Below are 18280 nucleotides of genomic sequence, written 5' to 3' on the forward strand. Positions count from 1 at the left end.
GGCCGTCCGGAGCTACCACCAGTTCGAGTCCAAGCGCCCCTCGATCGCCCGTAGGTTCTCCCGCGAGCACCGGTCGCAGAAGTAGCGTCGGACACTGTTCTCCACGGAGCAGGTCCAGGTCGGCTGCGGCGCCCGGGCCGGAGTGCCGCAGCGGGCACACACAAGGTTCTCGGGGTCCGCGGCGGAGCCGCCGTCGTCCCCGCCTGCGGGAAGACTCGTCACCTGCCGACGATATCTCCACAATCGTCCGTTATCCCGGCACAACGCACCGCGAGGGCCGGTCCGTTCGGACGGACCGGCCCCCGCGTGAAGTCCTCGCCTCCCGGCCGGGAGACCACCGCTTCAGGTGGTGGTGATTACTGCATGACGGCGATCGCCAGCGCGCGCCGGGCGCGCAGCGACGCACGCTCGGCACGGCGCTGCATACGGCGAGCGGTCGCCACGTTCAGTGCGCGGCGCTCCTGCTGCGCCTCACGCAGGCGGTCGTGCATATGCGCACGTGCCAGGGCTTCTGGGATGAGTTGCATCTCACGGGTCCTGTTCTGGCGCGAACCGGTCGCGCGGGTGGTGGTGATGTCTTCGAACGCGGAGCCGCTGGGCTCGCTGGTGGACGGCTTCATCGGGGCCTGCTTCTTGGGGTCGTGCGTGAAAGGACGGTCGATGGTTCCTGCGGTGTTCATGCCGTGACCGGGTTCTTGCGCGGGCGGCCACGCGGCCGCTTGCGGGCCACGACGACACCCTGGACGAACAGCTCGCCACCCCAGACGCCCCACGGCTCACGCCGCTCCTTCGCGCCGGCGAGGCAGGCCTCCATCAGCGGGCAGGTACGGCACAGGGACTTGGCGTACTCGACGTCCGCCGGGGACTCCGCGAAGAACACCTCGGGGTCGTAGGAACGGCACGGGACGGGTACGCCGAGGTTCTCGATGGCGTCGTCGAGCGCGGTGAGCGCGGTGAGCGGGGTCAAGGTGGAGTCCTCCGTGAGGCCGGGCGGGGGGATCGTTTCGGAAGGCGGTACGGACGGGGCGTGCGCTTCGAGTTGCACGGTTCGTCTTCCTCGTCTGGTCGTTCCGGCCCTGTAGGGCCGGGGGCGGCTGGTGCCCGGATCTTTTCTTGTCCCGAGGCCCCTTCGCTCTGCCTCCCCGTTCGGGGAAAACAGAAGGGCCGCGGATCCCGGATGGGGTTCCGCGGCCCTGAAGGCGCCGGCCTGATCGGCGATCAGGCTGGATCACTCCAGGGTTCTGGCCCACGGAAGGCCCACATCAGGTGGTGCTGCGTCGTCTGCTTCCGGAATCCGGCACCGGTAGCCGTAAAGGCATAGGCCTGGGCCCCTGCCACTACTGCCGCTTCCAGTGCCTGGGTCGGTCGCTCATTGCGCTCACGGACGGGAAGGCCCGCGAGAGACAGGGAGGACGCCGGACGGTCGGCACGAATGCCGGACAGACCGGTGCCATGGTCCGAAGAGCCGAGCATGCACAGGGAAGCGACGACCGAGCGATCGGTCATTTTGACGGTGCTGGTCTTGATGCTGATCACTGGACTCGCCTCCTCTCGGCGTCTCGGGGGACCGGTGCGAACCAGTCCGACGGATATGCAAGTACAACACGGAACCGGGGCCTGGAGAAGGCCGCCGTTCCCACGCCTAAGAACCTATGGGGATTGCCGGGGCATGCGCAAACTATTTTTTCGACGAGTTCGTATCAGTCGTCCCCAGCCCCCGCCGTGGGCTCCTGACCGGCGCAGATGGCCAGGACATCGGCCCCGTAGCGGTTGAGCTTGCGGGTGAGCACGCCGGGGATGCGGGCGAGCTCCACCGGGCCGGCGGGTGCCGCCTCGGCGATCGCCATCAGCGTCTTGTCGGTGAAGACGCAGAACGCCGGCTGTCCGCTGCGGAGCGCCTGGACCTCCCGCCACTCGTGAAGCCGCTCGTACAGCGCCTCGTCCATGTCGGAGGGGCAGTCCTCGCAGCGCATCAGCTTCATCTCACCGGCGTCGGTGAGAGTGCGCCCGCACACCCGGCAGCGCGCCGGGGTGCGCTGGGTGCGCCGGGGGACGGCCCGCGCCGCGCCCGCGAAGCCTCGCTCGACTCCGCCTGCGGTCTTGGAGCCCGCGCGCCCCGCGGTGGTGCCGGTGCCCGGGCGCAGTCCGTCGAGGAAGCGGCTGGGTCTGCGGTTCGGCCGGAGGCCGGGCGAGCGTGACAGCGCCCAGGAGACGTGCAGGTGCTCACGGGCACGGGTGATGCCCACGTAGAGCAGCCGACGCTCCTCCTCGATCTGCTCGTCGGTTCTCGCGTAGGTGATCGGCATCATGCCCTCGGCGACGCCGACCAGGAACACGACGTCCCACTCCAGGCCCTTCGCCGAGTGCAGGGAGGCGAGGGTGACCCCCTGCACGGTCGGGGCGTGCTGGGCACTCGCGCGCTCGTCGAGTTCGGCGACGAGGTCGGCCAGAGTGGCGACGGGGCGGGCGGCGGCGAAGTCCCGGGCGAGGTTCACCAGCGCGGCGAGCGACTCCCAGCGCTCCCTGACCGCTCCGGACCCGGCGGGCGGCTGCGGTGTCCAGCCCTCGCCGGAGAGCACGGCACGGACCTGGGAGGGCAGATCCACAGCGTCGTCGAGCAGGGAGTCGTTGCCGCCGAATCGGGCCGCGCCGCGCAGGGCGATGCCCGCCTTGCGCACCTCGGGGCGGTCGAAGAACCGCTCGGCACCGCGCAACTGGTAGGGCACACCGGCGTCGGCGAGGGCCTGTTCGTAGGACTCGGACTGGGAGTTCGTGCGGAAGAGCACGGCGATCTCACTGGCCGGGACGCCCGAGTCGAGCAGTTCGCGGATGCGGCGGGCGGCGCCCTCGGCCTCGGCGGGTTCGTCGGTGTACTCGGTGAACACCGGCTCGGGTCCCGCCTCGCGCTGGGAGACGAGTTCCAGCCGGTGGTCGGCGGCGCGGCCGCGGGCCTGGGCGAGCAGCCCGTTGGCCAGGTGCACCACCTGCGGCGTGGAGCGGTAGTCACGGACGAGCTTGACGACGGTGGCGCCCGGGTGGCGGACCCGGAAGTCGAGCAGATGGTCCGGCGTTGCGCCGGTGAACGAGTAGATCGTCTGGCTGGCGTCACCGACCACGCAGAGGCTGTCGCGCTCCCCCAGCCACAGCTCCAGCAGGCGCTGCTGGAGCGGACTGACGTCCTGGTACTCGTCGACCACGAAGTGCTGGTACTGGGCACGTACCTGGTCGGCGATGTCGTGCCGGTCCTGGAGGACGGCGACGGTGAGCAGCAGCACGTCCTCGAAGTCGATCACCCCGCGGTCCCGCTTGACGTCCTCGTAGGCCGTGTAGATCCGGGCGATCTCGGCCGGGCTGCGAGGGGCCTCGCGTCCGGCCTTCGCGGCTGCGAGCGCGTAGTCGGCGGGAGTGGTCTGGGTGACCTTGGCCCATTCGACCTCGGCGGTGACGTCCCGCAGCTCGCCCCGGTCGAGCCGGATGCGGGAGGCGGCGGCCGCGTCGGCGACGAGCTGGGCCTTGCGGTCGACGATCCGGGGCAGGGAGCCGCCGATCGCTTTCGGCCAGAAGTACTGGAGCTGGCGGAGGGCGGCGGAGTGGAACGTACGGGCCTGGACGCCGGTCGCGCCGAGCTGGCGCAGCCGACCGCGCATCTCACCGGCGGCCCGGTTGGTGAAGGTGACGGCCAGCACGCTGGAGGGCTGGAGGATGCCCGCCCGCACCCCGTAGGCGATGCGGTGGGTGATCGCGCGGGTCTTGCCCGTACCGGCTCCGGCCAGCACGCACACCGGGCCGTGCAGGGAGGTGGCCACCTCGCGCTGCTCCGGGTCGAGCCCTTCGAGCACCGCGTCCGGTGTGTCCGGGACGTGGGGGAAGAGAGGGGAGTGCGTTGCTGCTGTCACATGGCCATGCTGCCAGGTCGCCGGAGACGGGCGAGCCGGTTGTCCACAGGCTCGCTCCGATAGTCGTACCGATGCGACAGGCGTCACGTCGACGGGCATACCCCCGGCGGGAATGACGGCCGGGTCGCGTATGTTCCCTCTTCGGACGACCTCACCCCGAGCCGGCGAAGGAGAGCGCGAGACATGCAGGGCACTGTGACGATGTACAGCACGACGTGGTGCGGTTACTGCCAGCGGCTGAAGAAGCAGCTGGACCGCGAGGGCATCGTGTACGACGAGATCAACATCGAGCAGGACCCCGCGTCCGCCGCCTTCGTGGAGAAGGCGAACGGCGGGAACCAGACGGTACCGACGGTTCGCTTCCCGGACGGCTCGACGCTCACCAACCCGTCGCTGGCCCAGGTGAAGCAGAAGATCGGCGTCTGATCCCGCGGTCCGGAGGCCCGGGCCGACGGACGACGGTGAGTCCCGCCTGAACGACGAAGGGCGGCCGCCCCCACAGCGGGGGTGGCCGCCCTTCGTCGTGCGGTGTCAGACGCTCCGGGTGGGCAGCGGCTTGCCGTACCACATCTCGATCAGCCGGGCCGCGATGGAGATGCCGTACGGCGGGAGCACCTCGCCGGAGTCGAACGCGGCGTCCAGCTCGTCCCGGGAGAACCAGCGGGCCTCGTGGATCTCGTCGCCGTCCACGTGTATCTCCGTGCTCGTGGCACGGGCCATGAAGCCCAGCATGAGGCTGGAGGGGAACGGCCAGGGCTGGCTGGCGACGTACTCGACCCGGCCGACGGCCACCCCTGCCTCCTCGAACACCTCGCGGCGCACCGACTGCTCGATGGACTCGCCGGGTTCGACGAATCCGGCGAGCGTGGAGAAGCGGCCCTCGGGCCAGTGCACCTGGCGGCCCAGCAGGATGCGGTCGTCGGCGTCGGTGACGGCCATGATCACGGCCGGGTCGGTGCGCGGGTAGTGCTCGGCGCCGCAGGCCGGGCAGCGGCGGATGTGCCCGGCGGCGGCGATGACCGTGCGCTCGCCGCAGCGGGAGCAGAAGCGGTGGGTGCGCTGCCAGTTCTCCAGGCCCACCGCGTGCACCATCAGGCCGGCGTCGCGCGGGGACAGCAGCAGTCCGGCCTCGCGCAGACCGGCCGGGCGGGCGGACTGGTCGATCCGGCCGGGGAGGGCGTCCTTCTGGAGGGCGAAGTAGCTGACGCCGTCCGCGTCGGTGCCCAGGAAGTAGCGGTGCGCCTCGGTCAGGGGCGCCTCGAAGGACGGCGTCATGACCAGCTCGGTCGTGCCGTCGGGCGTCTCGTCGATGAGGACCTGACCGCCGGAGACCACGAAGCACCGGGTCGTGGGGTGGCTCCACGCCGCCGCGAGCCAGGCCTCGTCGAGGCGGTGGTGGGCGGCGCGGTCGATGCCGCTCGGGGCGGTGAGCGAGATGGGTCGGTCGGCGGTGTGGTCGGTCCAGGTGGTCACGGGTGCTTCCAACTCCCCCGGGGTGCAGCGGTTGGGTTCGGCGGCGGTTCAGCGGGACGTTCGGCAGTGGGTGACCGGGTCCGGCGGTGCTGTGCGGTGGTGGCCGGCGCTACCAGTGTCCCCGCGCGCGGGGACGTCCTGGACGATGCCGGGCGGTCAGTTCTCATGGCGCCAGTTCTCGGCGAGGTCGCCCCACAGATAGGCGGCCGTCTCCACGCCCTTGACGAGCAGATCCAGCTCGACCTTCTCGTTCGGCGCGTGCCAGCCGTCGGAGGGGACGGAGATACCCAGGAAGAGCACGGGGGCGCCGAGCACCTCCTGGAGGTCCGCGGCCGGGCCGGAGCCGCCCTCGCGCGTGAAGCGGACGGGGCCCTCGAAGGCGCGGCTCATCGCGCGCGCCACGGACCGCAGGGCCGGGTGGTCCAGCGGCGTCAGGCACGGGCGCGTGGCCGCGCCGAACTCGATCTCGCAGCGGATCCCGGCGGGCACCTGCTCGGCGGCCCAGGCGCGCACGGCCTTCTCGATGTGCGCGGGGTCCTGGCCCGCGACCATCCGGAAGGACAGCTTCACCATCGCCGAGGACGGGATGATCGTCTTGCTGCCGGGGCCTTGGTAGCCGCCGCCGATGCCGTTGACCTCGGCGGTGGGGCGGGCCCAGATCCGTTCCAGGGTGGTGTGCCCGGCCTCGCCGTGGGTGGCGTGGGACCTGGCGGTCCTCAGCCAGTCCCGCTCGTCGAAGGGCAGCTCGGCGAAGAGTTCGCGTTCGCGGTCGGTCAGCTCGACGACACCGTCGTAGAAGCCGGGGACCGCCACGCGCGCGTGCTCGTCGTGCAGCGCGGCGACGAGCCGGGCGGCGGCGGTCGCCGGGTTGGGCACCGCGCCGCCGAAGGAGCCGGAGTGGATGTCCTGGTCCGGGCCGTAGAGCCGGATCTCGCACTCCGCGAGGCCCCGCATGCCCGTGCACACCGTCGGGGTGTCCTCGGACCACATCCCGGTGTCGGAGACGATCACGGCGTCGGCGGCGAGCCGTCCGGAGCGCTCCTCGACGAGGGCGCGGAAGTGCGGGGAACCGGACTCCTCCTCGCCTTCGACCAGCAGCTTCAGGTTGACCGCGGGAGCGGTGCGACCGGTCGCCGCGAGATGGGCGCGCACCCCCAGGGTGTGGAAGAAGACCTGGCCCTTGTCGTCGGCCGCCCCGCGCGCGTAGAGGCGGTTCTCACGGACGACCGGCTCGAAGGGGTCGCTGTCCCAGCCGTCCTCGCGGGCGGCGGGCTGCACGTCGTGATGGCCGTAGACGAGGACGGTCGGCGCCTGGGGGTCGCCGGAGGGCCACTCGGCGAAGACCGCCGGGGCGCCCGCGGTCTCCCAGACCTCGACGACGGGGAAGCCGGTCCCGGTGAGCCTGTCCGCGAGCCAGTCGGCGCTGCGCCGTACATCGGGGGCGTGGTCGGGCTGGGCCGACACGGACGGGATGCGCAGCCATTCGGTGAGGTCGTCGAGGAAGGCGGCGCGGTGCTGCTGGATGTACTGGCGGACGGCGCTGTCCGGGGTCTGGCTCATGGTCACGAGCCTATCGGCCCGCACCGACATCCTTGTTGGGCGGTTCGTCACATACCGTCGTCCTCATTGGGCGGTTCGTCACATGCCTCGGGCGCGTCCTCCTCGCGCAGCAGCCGCTCGATGGCGGCCCGGTCCGGCAGATCGCGCGGACGTACGACCTCTCCGGTGCGGACGTACAGGAACGCCGCCGTCACCGACTCCAGGGGCACACCCTGCTGCCGCGCCCAGGCGAGCCGGTACAGGGCGAGCTGGAGGGGGTCGGCGGTGTGCTCGCGGCCGGTCTTCCAGTCGACGATCTCGTACGTCGCCGTGTCGCCGTCGCCGTCCTTGTACACGGCGTCGATCCGGCCGCGTACGACCCGGCCGGCCAGGGCGAGCTGGAAGGGCGCCTCGACGCGGTAGGGCGTGCGGTGCGCGTACTCGGTGCGCTCGAAGGCGTCCTTGAGCGCCTCCAGGTCGCGCTCGTCGGCGATCTCGGCGTCCGCTCCGGGCAGGTCGTCCGGCTCCAGCATGGGCAGCGTCAGCGCTTCGAAGCGGGCCTCGACCCAGGCGTGGAAGCGGGTGCCCCGGCGGGCCGCGCGCTGTGGCGGGCGCGGCATGGGGCGGGCCAGCTCCTGGGCGAAGCCGTCCGGGTCGGCGGCCAGGCGCAGCAGTTGGGAGGCGGTCAGGCCGGCCGGGAGCGGCACCTCGGTCACGGCCTGGCGGGCGCGCAGGAGCTCTCCGGTGAGGGCGTCGAGGTCGCGGTCCCAGGAGGCGATCGTGCGGGCCTCCTCGAGGGTGAGGGCGTCAGCGCGTGCGGGACGGGTGCGGGTGCGCGTGAGGGGTCGCCCGGGCTCGTCCGGGGGTTCGGGGAGGCCTGTGGACGCGAGGGCGTGGTCGGGGGCAACCGTCGCGTGGTCCGGGGCAGCCGTCGGGCGGTGGGGGGTGGCGTCGAAGGCCGTGGTGTCGTCCGGGGCCGTCGCCTGGTGCGGGATCGTGGGGCGCTCCGGCGTGAAGGAGTCCCAGTCGTCCGGGTCGCCCTCGAAGGGCTCCTCCTCGAAGGGCTCCTCCTCGAAGGGCTCCTGGTCGCCGGGGTACGGGTCGTCCTCGCCGGGATACGGCCCGGGGTACGCCTCGTCGCCGAAGGGCGGTTCGTCGTCCTCGGGGGGCGCCGGCCAGTCCGGGTCCTCGTGGCGGCCGGGGTCGTACGGCGCGGCGGGGCGGGTGCCGGGGTCGGCGGTCAGGGCCTCCAGGTGGGCGAGGACCGTCTCGGCGGCCGCGCGGCGGCGGGCCAGGGCCGTGCCGTCCAGAGGCAGCGGCCAGGCCTGGTCGGCGGTCTCCCGGTGCAGGGCCGGGTTCTCCTCGTCCTCCTGGGGTTCCTCCGCCCAGGCCTCGATCTCGCCGTGGCCCGTGGCGCAGTGGTCGTGCAGCGCGAGCAGGAAGTCGGACGGTCCGCGCGGCCTCTTCTGGCTGGGGCCCCACCAGTGGCCGGAGCCGAGCAGGAGCGAGCGGGGGCGGGTGAAGGTGACGTAGCCGAGGCGGAGTTCCTCGGTGTGCTGGTGCTCCTTCATCGCCTCGTGGAAGGCCTTCATCCCGCGCGAGTCCCACGCCTCGACGTCCGGCAGGGTGTCGGCGTCGCCGCGCAGCTCGTGCGGCAGCACCTTCGCCTGGGCCGTCCACTTCTCGCGGCCCTGGCCGCTCGGGAAGTTCCCGCCGACCAGGCCGGGCACGGCGACGACATCCCACTCCAGGCCCTTGGACTTGTGCGCGGTGAGCACCTTCACGGTGTTCTCGCCGCCGGGCAGCGCGTTGTCCAGGCCCTTCTCGTACTGCGCCGCGGTGCGCAGGAAGCCCAGGAAGGCCAGCAGCGTGGCCTCTCCGTCGGAGGCGGCGAAGGAGGCCGCGACGTCGAGGAAGTTCGACAGGGTCTCGCGGCGGCGGGCCGCAAGGGCGTGCGGGGACGCCGACAGCTCGACCTCCAGCCCGGTGACGGCCAGGACGCGGTGCAGCACGTCCATGAGCGGGTCGGCCAGGCTGCGGCGCAGCTCGCGCAGTTCGGTGGCCAGACGGGCGAAGCGCACGCGCGCGTCCGGCGAGAACGGCAGCCGGTCGTCGTCCCCACCGCCCTCGGCGCCGTAGACCGGTGTCTCCAGGAAGGTGTCGAGGGCGTCCGCCAGCGATATCACCTCGGCCGGGTCGACCCCCTGGACGGCCGCGGCGAGCCTGCGGTCCGGGTCGTCCTCGTCGGCCACGCGCGCGTGGGACACCAGCAGCCGGGCCCGGCGGCCGAGGAGGGCGAGGTCGCGGGGGCCGATGCGCCAGCGGGGGCCGGTCAGCAGCCGGACCAGCGAGGCGTTGGCCCCGGGGTCCTGGAGTACCTCGCACACGGCCACCAGGTCGGCGACCTCGGGCAGGTGCAGCAGACCGGACAGGCCCACGACCTCGACGGCGACGTCACGGGCGACGAGCGCGCCCTGGATCTCGGCGAAGTCGGTGGCCGTGCGGCACAGGACGGCGATCTCGCCGGGCGGGGTGCCGGTGCGCACCAGATGGGCGATGGAGTCGGCGATCCAGTCCATCTCCTCGGCGTGGGTGGGCAGCAGCGCGCAGCGGACCAGGCCGTCGCGTTCGGCGCCGGGTGCCGGGCGCAGCGCCTCCACGCCCGCGTGCAGCGCCCGCAGGGGCTCGGCGAGGCCGTTGGCGAGGTCGAGCAGACGGCCGCCGCTGCGCCGGTTCTCGCTGAGCGCCTGGCGGGTGGCGGGGCTGCCGTCGGCGTGCGCGAAGTGCTCGGGGAAGTCGTCGAGGTTGGCGACGGACGCGCCGCGCCAGCCGTAGATCGCCTGGCAGGGGTCGCCGACCGCGGTGACGGGGTGGCCGGTGCCGCCGCCGAACAGGCCCGCGAGGAGGACGCGCTGGGCCACGGAGGTGTCCTGGTACTCGTCGAGCAGCACCACACGGAACTCCTCGCGCAGGATGCGGCCCGCCTCGGGCAGCTGGGCGAGCCGTGCGGCGAGGGCGATCTGGTCGCCGAAGTCGAGCAGGTCGCGCTCCTGCTTGGCGGCGCGGTAGCGCAGCACGAGGGCCGCGAGGTCCCGGCGGGCGGCGGCGGCCTCGGGGACCTTGCGCAGGTCGGCGTTGGTGAGCTTGGCGCCCTCCAGGGAGAGCAGCAGCCCGGCGTCGTACGCGCGCAGGCTCTCGGGCCGGACCAGGTGCTCGGACAGCTCGGCGTCCAGGGCGAGGAGGTCGGCGACGAGGTCCGCGAAGGAGCGGGTGAGCGCCGGGTAGGGCCCGGGGGCCTCGCGCAGCACGCGCGCGGCGAGCTGGTAGCGGGTGGCGTCGGCGAGCAGGCGCGCGGTGGGCTCCAGGCCGATGCGCAGCCCGTGGTCGGTCAGCAGACGTCCGGCGAAGGAGTGGTACGTCGAGATGACCGGCTCGCCGGGCGGGTTGTCGGGGTCGATGACGTCCGGGTCGGTCACGCCCGCGCGGACCAGTGCCTTGCGGACACGCTCGGCGAGTTCGCCGGCGGCCTTGTTGGTGAAGGTCAGGCCGAGCACCTGTTCGGGGGCGACCTGGCCGGTGCCGACCAGCCACACCACGCGCGCCGCCATCACCGTGGTCTTGCCGGACCCGGCTCCGGCCACGATCACCTGCGGGGCGGGCGGCGCGGTGACGCAGGCCATCTGCTCCGGGGTGAACGGAATACCGAGAAGCTCCTTGAGCTCCTCGGCGTCGGTGATGCGGGCGGGCATGCCGAAGAGGCTATCGGCGCGTACTGACAGCGAGGGCCACGACGGCCTCGGCGGACGGAAGAAGCGCAGGTCGGCGGGGGTAGTGCGATCGGTCACGCCGGTCGCGGGGTGGCAGGGCCACAACGTGCCGCCTCACGCCGGTCGCGGGGCGGCAGTTGGCCACACCATGCCGCATCACGCCCGTCGCGGGGCGGCAGTTGGCCCCACCGTGCCGCACGGCCGACTACTCGACCACCTGCCGCCCCTCCGGACGGGCACTGCACGAGGCGCGGAAGCTGCAGTGGGTGCAGTGCTGGCCGGTCGACGGGGTGAAGCGCTCGTCGAGGACCTTGCCCGCGGCCGTGGCCAGCAGGTCGCCGACCCACTCCCCCTCCAGGGCCTCCTGGGCCTGCACCTTCGGCAGGGCGTCGCCGCCGTCGCGCTTGGCCGCGCCCTGGCGGAGGTGGACGAGTTCGGCGCCGCCGGGCTCGGGGCGCACCCCGTCGAAGGCGTCGTCGACGGCGCCCTCGCGGACGGCGAGCTGGTAGACGGCGAGCTGGGGATGGTGCTCGACCTCGCGGGAGGTGGGCGCCTGTTTGCCGGTCTTGAAGTCGACGACGTAGGCGCGGCCCTGGCCGTCGGTCTCGACCCGGTCCATCTGGCCGCGGATGCGCACCTCGTAGTCGCCCGCCGCGAGGGTGACGTCGAAGTCGTGCTCGCTGGCCACCGGCGTGCGTCCGGTGCGGTCCGTGACGTGCCAGGTCAGGAAGCGTTCGAGCGCCACGCGTGCGTGGTCCTTCTCCTGCTCCGACTTCCAGGGCGCGTCGAAGGCGAGCGCGTTCCACACGGAGTCCAGCCGTTCCATGAGGACGTCGAGATCGGCCGGGGTGTGCCCGGAGGCGACCTCGTCGGCGAGGACGTGCACGACGTTGCCGAAGCCCTGGGCGGCCGTCGCGGGCGCGTCGGCCTTCACCTCGCGGCCGAGGAACCACTGCAGGGCGCAGGTGTTGGCGAGCTGGTCGAGGGCGCTGCCGGAGAGCACGACGGGCTGGTCGCGGTCGCGCAGCGGCACCTTGGACGCGGTGGGCTCGAACATGCCCCACCAGCGGTGGGGATGCGCGGAGGGCACCAGGGGGCGGCCGTCGTCGTCGGTGAGGGCGGCGAGGCGGGCGAGTCGGCGGGCGGCGGCCTCCCGGAGGGCGTCGGAGACCCGCGGGTCGACCGTGGTGGCGCGCAGTTCGGCGACGAGCGCGGCGACCGACAGCGGGCGCCGCGGGCGGCCGGTGACGTCCTTGGGTTCGACGCCGAGTTCGGCGAGGAAGCGGGAGGGCTGGTCGCCGTCGTCGGCGGGTGCCTTCACCGCGGTCACGACGAGCCGTTCACGCGCGCGTGTGGCGGCGACGTAGAACAGCCGCCGTTCCTCGGCGAGCAGGGCGCCCGGGGTCAGCGGTTCGGCGAGTCCGTCGCGGCCGATGCGGTCGGCCTCCAGCAGCGAGCCACGGCGGCGCAGGTCGGGCCACAGGCCCTCCTGGACGCCCGCGACGACGACGAGGCGCCACTCCAGGCCCTTGGAGCGGTGCGCGGTCATCAGGCGCACGGCGTCGGGGCGCAGGGCGCGCCGGGTGAGGGTGTCGGCGGCGATGTCCTCGGCGTCGATCTGCTCCAGGAAGTTCAGCGCGCCGCGACCGCCGGTGCGCTCCTCCGCCCGCGCGGCCGTGGCGAACAGCGCGCACACGGCGTCCAGGTCGCGGTCGGCGTTGCGGCCCGCCGCTCCGCCGCGTCGCGCGGTCCGCTCCAGCCGTGCGGGCCAGGGGGTGCCCTCCCACAGGTCCCACAGCGCCTCCTCGGCCGTGCCGCCGCCGGCGAGGCGTTCGCGGGCCTTGCGCAGCAGCGCGCCCAGGCGCTGTGCCCCGCGCGCGTACGCCGGGTCGTGCACAGCGAGCCGCTCCGGCTCGGCCAGTGCCCGCGCGAGCAGCTCGTCCGAGGGCGGGGGCACGGCGTTGCCCGCGGCCCGTTCCTCCTCCCGCAGGGCCCGTCCCAGACGGCGCAGGTCGGCTGCGTCCATGCCGGCGAGCGGGGAGGCGAGCAGGGCGACGGCGGTCTCGGTGCCGAGCCAGCAGGGCGCGGGGAGGTCGGTTCCGGCGGGGGTGGTGTCGTCGCCGGACGTCTCCTCGTCGACGTCGGCGTCCTGGTCGACGTCGGCGTCCTCGCCCTCCCCGGCCGCTGTATCCACATGCTCGGCCGCGGACACAGCCTCGACGCCCCCGGCCTCCGCCTCCGCCACGGCCCGCAGCGCCGACAGCAGGGGCGCCACGGCGGGCTCGTGCCGCAGTGCCAGGTCGTCGCCGTCGATGTCGAGCGGGACGCCCGCAGCGGTCAGGGCGCGGCGGACGGCCGGGATGGTGCGCGAGCCGGCGCGCACCAGGACGGCCATCTCGCTCCAGGGGATGCCGTCCTCCAGGTGGGCCCGGCGCAGGATGTCGGCGACGTTGTCCAGTTCCGTGCCGGGCGTCGGGTAGGTGAGGACCTCGACGCGGCCTCCGTCGCGGACCGGGGCGAGGTCGCGGTGGGCGCGTGCACGGTCCGCGGGGAGCCTGGTGAGCGGCATGCGCTGGGTGAGCAGCCGGGTCGCGGTGAGCAGCGTGGCGCCGGAGCGGCGGGAGGTGCGCAGCACCTCGACGGGGGCCGGGCCGCCGTCCACGCGCGCGAAGGTGCGCGGGAAGTCGAGGATGCCGTTCACGTCGGCACCGCGGAAGGCGTAGATCGACTGGTCGGGGTCGCCGAAGGCGACGAGGGTACGTCCGCCGCCAGCCAGGGCGTCCAGCAGCCGCACCTGGGCCGGGTCGGTGTCCTGGTACTCGTCGACGTACACGGCGTCGTACTGCGCGGCGAGCCGCTCGGCGACCTCCGGGCGGCGGGCGAGGAGGACCGCGCGGTGGACGAGCTCGGCGTAGTCGAGGACGCCCTGGAGGTCGAGGACGTCCAGGTACTCCGCGAGGAAGGCGGCGGCGGCCCGCCAGTCGGGGCGGCCGATGCGGCGGGCGAAGGCGTCCAGGGCGCCGGGGTCCAGGCCCAGCTCGCGGCTGCGGGCGAGGACCGCACGGACCTCGTCGGCGAAGCCCCGGGTGGTCAGGCAGGCGCGCAGTTCGTCGGGCCAGCGCACAGAGGCGAGGCCGAGGCGTTCGAGGCCGGTCTGGCCGGCCAGCAGCTCGCGTACGGCGACGTCCTGCTCGGGGCCGGACAGCAGCCGCAGGGGTTCGACGAACAGCTCGCTGTCCTGGTGGGCTCGGACCAGGGCGTAACAGAACGAGTGGAAGGTGGTCGCCTGGGGCGCGCGTGCCGCTCCCATGCGCAGGGCCATGCGGTCGCGCAGTTCGACGGCGGCCTTGCGGCTGAAGGTGAGCACGAGGACGCGCCGGGGGTCCGCGCCGCGCTCGGCACGGGCCGCGACGGACTCCACGAGGGTGGTGGTCTTGCCGGTGCCGGGACCGGCGAGCACGAGCAGCGGTCCGCGGTCGTGGTCAACCACCGCGCGCTGTGCCGCGTCAAGACGAGGGGGATCCGGTCGCGCCGGAGGGGTACGGACCAGCCGGTAAGCGCCACGGTTCCCCTGTCGCACCGCGGGGTGCGACAGGCGCCTGGTGGAGGAAGAGGAGCTCACGTGGTTCGCCGGTCCTGGTGGGTGTGCTGGTTGCCGGGCCGTCTCGCGGGAAGAGCGGTGGCCGGGGGGTGAGAGGGATGCGCGCTGCCGACGCTACGCCGAGGAGAGGATCGGAAGCAGGGCTTCCGGTTGTTCCCTCCCGGCTCGTGCGTCACGTTCGTCCCTCACCCCACGAACGTACGTCATGTCACGGACGTGCCCCGTTTCCCTCTTACGGATCACGCGTCCCCCACGCCCGCCCCCGATGGCGGAAGCTGTCAGGTGTGACCCTGCGCGTGTTCGCCGCCGTCCCATCGCGCCCGCTTCATGTCGACGCGGGGCAGATGGCCCTCGGAGGCCCTGCTCGCCTCCTTCAGGGGCGTCCCCTCGGCCCGGTAGTTCTCGAGCGCGCGCAGCTCGTGGCCGGGCAGCAGCGTCCCGTCCGCGCGGGTCACGCGCCACCAGGGCACGGCCCCGCCGTACAGAGCCATCACACGGCCCACCTGGCGCGGCCCGCCCTCCTCCAGCCACTCGGCGACGTCGCCGTACGTCATGACCCGTCCTGGCGGAATCAGTTCCGCGACCTCAAGGACCCGCTCGGCGTACTCGGGCAGCTCGTCCGCGTACTCCGCGCGGGCGTCGCGCGGCAGCCTCTCCTCGCTCATTCGCCCCATCCTGCACCACCCCACCGACAATGTGAGCGCCCCGCCACCGTGCGTATCCCTCGCCCGAGGGCGGTGCTTCCGGCAGACTGTGCGCCCCCGCGTTTGCACCCTGATGCCCCCGTGTGTCGGTGCGGCATGCCACCATCATGCGGGCGGTGACCGTTGATACGAGATCAAGAAGAGACGATGAAGCAGCAGGGTGTGCACCCCGAGGACGCGGAGGGCACCTCTGACGCTGCGTCGCGCCCCGACACCGGGCAGGCCGGGAAGCCGGCCGGGCGCCGCACCGCAGAGCCGCGCGGACACGGCGAAGGCCGTCGCGAGAGCGAAGACGCCGATGGTCGCGACAGTGAAGACGGCGGCCCTCGCGAGAGCGACGGCGGCCGTCATGACACCGAGGACGGCGGCCGCCACGACGGCGACGGCCGCCGCGGCTCCGACCACGACCACGACAGCGACACCGACCACGACAGCGACGACCGTGACGTCGATCACGACCACGACATCGGCGACCGCGACATGGACGACAGCGACGAGTTCCTGGCCGACGAGGTCGAGGGCGACGAGGTGGAGGGCGACGAACCGCTCCTCCCCGCGCGCGTGCACCGCCCCTCCGACCTCATGCGGCTGCTGGTCGGCGTGCTCGCCGTCGTCGTGCTGCTGGCGATCGCCGCGTTCGCGCACGGCACCACCTCCGGCCTGGAACAGGACATCAACAAGGGCACCGGACAGGCGCCCGACCTGCTGATCAAGATCGCGGGACTGGCCTCCAGCATCGCCATCCTCCTGGTCCCGGTCGCCTTCGCGATCGAACGTCTGATCAAACGGGACGGGCTGCGCATCGCCGACGGCGTGCTCGCGGCCGTCCTCGCGCACGGCGTGACCCTCGCCACCGACCTGTGGGTCGCCCGTGCCGCCCCCGACTCCATCCAGGACGCGCTCACCCAGCCCTCCCCCGGCGACATCAACGCCCTGACCGACCCGGTGCACGGGTACCTGGCGCCGGTCATCGCGTACATGACGGCCGTCGGCATGTCCCGCAGACCCCGCTGGCGCGGGGTGCTGTGGATCGTGCTGATGCTGGACGCCTTCTCGATGCTGGTGACCGGCTACACCACACCGTTCTCGATCATCCTCACGGTCCTGATCGGCTGGAGCGTGGCCTACGGGACGCTCTACGCCGTCGGCTCGCCCAACGTCCGCCCCACCGGCCGGACGCTGATGGCGGGCCTGCGCCACGTCGGCTTCCGCCCGGTGAGCGCGGCCCGCGAGGACGTCTCGGACGCCTCCGACAGCACCGACCGGGGCAGACGGTACTTCGTCACCCTGGAGGACGGCCCACCCCTCGACGTCACCGTCGTCGACCGGGAACAACAGGCCCAGGGCTTCTTCTACCGGGTGTGGCGCAACCTCACGCTGCGCGGCATCGCGACCCGGCGCAGCCTGCAGTCGCTGCGCCAGGCGCTGGAGCAGGAGGCCCTGCTCGCCTACGCCGCCATCGCCGCGGGCGTCAACGCGCCCAAGCTCATCGCCACCTCCGAGCTCGGCCCCGACGCCGTGATGCTCGTCTACGAGCACACCGGCGGACGCACCCTGGACTCGGTCTCGGACGAGGAGATCACCGACGAACTGCTGCGCAGCACCTGGTGCCAGGTGAAGGCGCTGCACTCGCGGCGCATCGCGCACCGCAGGCTCGCGGGTGACGCGATTCTGGTGGATCGTTCCGGCAGGGTGATCATCACCGACCTGCGCGGCGGCGAGATCGCGGCCGGTGACCTGCTGCTGCGCATGGACGTCGCCCAGCTGATGACCACCCTCGCGCTCCGGGTGGGCGCCGAGCGCGCCGTCACCTCCGCGGTCGGGGTGCTCGGCCCCGACACCATCGCCGACTGCCTGCCCATGCTCCAGCCGATCGCGCTGACCCGCTCCACGCGCGCGACGCTGCGCCGGCTCGGCCGCGAGCGGGCCGAACGCGAACGCGAGGCCGTGCTGGAGGCCTCCCGGCACGCCAAGCAGGCCCGCCTGGAGGCCGCGGCGGCCTCCGAACCCGCCGAGGGCGGCACGGACGGCACCGCGCCCGTCCGCCTGGACAAGGCCCACAAGAAGGCCGTACGCGCGGAGGCGCGGGCCGAGAAGCGGGCCATCGACGAGGCTCTGGAGGAGGCGCGCGAGGAGGACCTGCTGACGCAGATCCGGCACCAGGTGCTGCGCATCCGCCCGCAGGCGCCGGTCGAGCCGGTCCGGCTGGAGCGGGTGCGGCCGCGGACGCTGATCAGCATCATCGCCGGTGCCATCGGCGCGTACTTCCTGCTGTCCCAGCTCACCCACATCGAGTTCGGCACCCTCTTCGCCGAGGCCGAGTGGGGCTGGGTCGTGGCCGCGGTGCTGTTCTCCGCGCTGAGCTATGTCGCGGCCGCGATGAGCCTGCTGGGGTTCGTGCCGGAGCGGGTGCCGTTCCTGCGGACCGTCGGCGCGCAGGTCGCGGGCTCGTTCGTGAAGATCGTGGCACCGGCCGCGGTCGGCGGTGTGGCCCTCAACACGCGCTTCCTGCAACGCGCGGGCGTGCGGCCGGGTCTCGCGGTGGCGAGTGTGGGAGCGTCGCAGCTGTTCGGCCTCGGCTGCCACATCCTGATGCTGCTGTCCTTCGGCTATCTGACCGGCACCGAGAAGACGCCGTCGCTGTCGCCGTCCCGGACCGTCATCGCGGGCCTGCTGACCGTCGCGGTGCTGGTGCTCGTGGTGACCTCGGTGCCGTTCCTGCGGAAGTTCGTCTCCACGCGCGTGAGGTCGCTGTTCGCGGGTGTCGTACCGCGCATGCTCGACGTGCTCCAGCGGCCGCAGAAGCTGGTCACCGGCATCGGCGGCATGCTGCTGCTCACCGCCTGCTTCGTGATGTGCCTGGACGCCTCCATCCGCGCCTTCGGCGACGAGTCGACGTCCATCAGCCTGGCCAGCGTGGCCGTCGTCTTCCTGGCGGGCAACGCGCTCGGTTCCGCCGCGCCGACGCCGGGCGGTGTGGGCGCGGTCGAGGCGACCCTGACCGTCGGTCTGATCGCGGTCGGGCTGCCCAAGGAGGTCGCCGCCCCCGCCGTGCTGCTGTTCCGGCTGCTGACGCTGTGGCTGCCGGTGCTGCCGGGGTGGCTGGCGTTCAACCAGCTGACGCGGAAGGGCGCGCTGTAGCGGGGCGCCCGCGCGACGCCCCGGACGGCGTCACGCGGGCCGCGACACCCCGTCTCCGCTCGTGGCGCGGTGGACGGGGCCCGCCGGACGGACGCTGCCACGCGTGCTCGGCGTGGGCCTTGCTCCTCCTCCAGCCCCCCGTCCCTCGTACGGCCCGTG

At 73.2% G+C, this 18280-nt stretch carries 12 protein-coding genes; 2 read left to right on the top strand and 10 right to left on the bottom strand.

The annotated features are described in order from the left end of the window. Nucleotides 1-12 precede the first annotated feature (12 nt). The 5 genes from ACFYR0_RS32620 to ACFYR0_RS32640 all read right to left on the bottom strand — a co-directional run bounded on the left by ACFYR0_RS32620 (nucleotide 13) and on the right by ACFYR0_RS32640 (nucleotide 3896). Complete coding sequence (locus ACFYR0_RS32620) at nucleotides 13-222, bottom strand: hypothetical protein (RefSeq protein ID WP_389336239.1); 210 nt, start codon at nucleotides 220-222, stop codon at nucleotides 13-15. Between the two features lie 134 nt (nucleotides 223-356). Continuing rightward, the gene (locus ACFYR0_RS32625; RefSeq protein WP_389336242.1) at nucleotides 357-680 is read right to left on the bottom strand and encodes a hypothetical protein; all 324 of its coding nucleotides are present in this window, start codon (nucleotides 678-680) and stop codon (nucleotides 357-359) included. Then, nucleotides 677-1045, bottom strand: coding sequence for a WhiB family transcriptional regulator (locus tag ACFYR0_RS32630; protein WP_005480495.1), 369 nt, complete (start codon nucleotides 1043-1045; stop codon nucleotides 677-679). Before ACFYR0_RS32630 ends, ACFYR0_RS32625 begins: the two co-directional genes overlap by 4 nt. 173 nt (nucleotides 1046-1218) lie before the next feature. Then, the gene (locus ACFYR0_RS32635) at nucleotides 1219-1506 is read right to left on the bottom strand and encodes a hypothetical protein (protein ID WP_389336304.1); all 288 of its coding nucleotides are present in this window, start codon (nucleotides 1504-1506) and stop codon (nucleotides 1219-1221) included. 194 nt (nucleotides 1507-1700) lie between these two features. Then, nucleotides 1701-3896, bottom strand: a complete 2196-nt coding sequence (locus tag ACFYR0_RS32640; RefSeq protein WP_389336245.1) for an ATP-dependent DNA helicase UvrD2 — start codon at nucleotides 3894-3896, stop codon at nucleotides 1701-1703. A gap of 183 nt (nucleotides 3897-4079) precedes the next feature. Here ACFYR0_RS32640 and ACFYR0_RS32645 point away from each other — a divergent pair, with 183 nt between their 5' ends. Continuing rightward, nucleotides 4080-4322: a mycoredoxin gene (locus ACFYR0_RS32645; RefSeq protein ID WP_386378884.1), complete on the top strand. Its 243-nt coding sequence runs from the start codon at nucleotides 4080-4082 to the stop codon at nucleotides 4320-4322. 105 nt (nucleotides 4323-4427) lie between these two features. Here the strand turns inward: ACFYR0_RS32645 and nudC are convergent, their stop codons facing one another. From nudC to ACFYR0_RS32670, 5 genes are all read right to left on the bottom strand, one after another. Then, a complete protein-coding gene (gene nudC / locus ACFYR0_RS32650; protein ID WP_389336249.1) occupies nucleotides 4428-5369 on the bottom strand; it encodes an NAD(+) diphosphatase in 942 nt (313 codons plus the stop codon). 156 nt (nucleotides 5370-5525) lie between these two features. After that, entirely contained in the window at nucleotides 5526-6929 is a 1404-nt protein-coding gene (locus ACFYR0_RS32655; RefSeq protein WP_389336252.1) for a dipeptidase, read from the bottom strand. A gap of 47 nt (nucleotides 6930-6976) precedes the next feature. Further along, the gene (locus ACFYR0_RS32660) at nucleotides 6977-10657 is read right to left on the bottom strand and encodes an ATP-dependent helicase (RefSeq protein WP_389336255.1); all 3681 of its coding nucleotides are present in this window, start codon (nucleotides 10655-10657) and stop codon (nucleotides 6977-6979) included. A 223-nt stretch (nucleotides 10658-10880) separates the two neighbouring features. Beyond that, entirely contained in the window at nucleotides 10881-14297 is a 3417-nt protein-coding gene (locus ACFYR0_RS32665; RefSeq protein WP_389336258.1) for an ATP-dependent helicase, read from the bottom strand. A gap of 257 nt (nucleotides 14298-14554) precedes the next feature. Beyond that, complete coding sequence (locus ACFYR0_RS32670; RefSeq protein WP_389336261.1) at nucleotides 14555-14941, bottom strand: MGMT family protein; 387 nt, start codon at nucleotides 14939-14941, stop codon at nucleotides 14555-14557. A gap of 186 nt (nucleotides 14942-15127) precedes the next feature. Between ACFYR0_RS32670 and ACFYR0_RS32675 the strand changes: the two genes are divergently transcribed. After that, a complete protein-coding gene (locus tag ACFYR0_RS32675) occupies nucleotides 15128-18121 on the top strand; it encodes a lysylphosphatidylglycerol synthase domain-containing protein (RefSeq protein ID WP_389336264.1) in 2994 nt (997 codons plus the stop codon). Nucleotides 18122-18280 lie beyond the last annotated feature (159 nt).

Source organism: Streptomyces sp. NPDC005017, assembly GCF_042873115.1.
GTDB lineage: Bacteria > Actinomycetota > Actinomycetes > Streptomycetales > Streptomycetaceae > Streptomyces.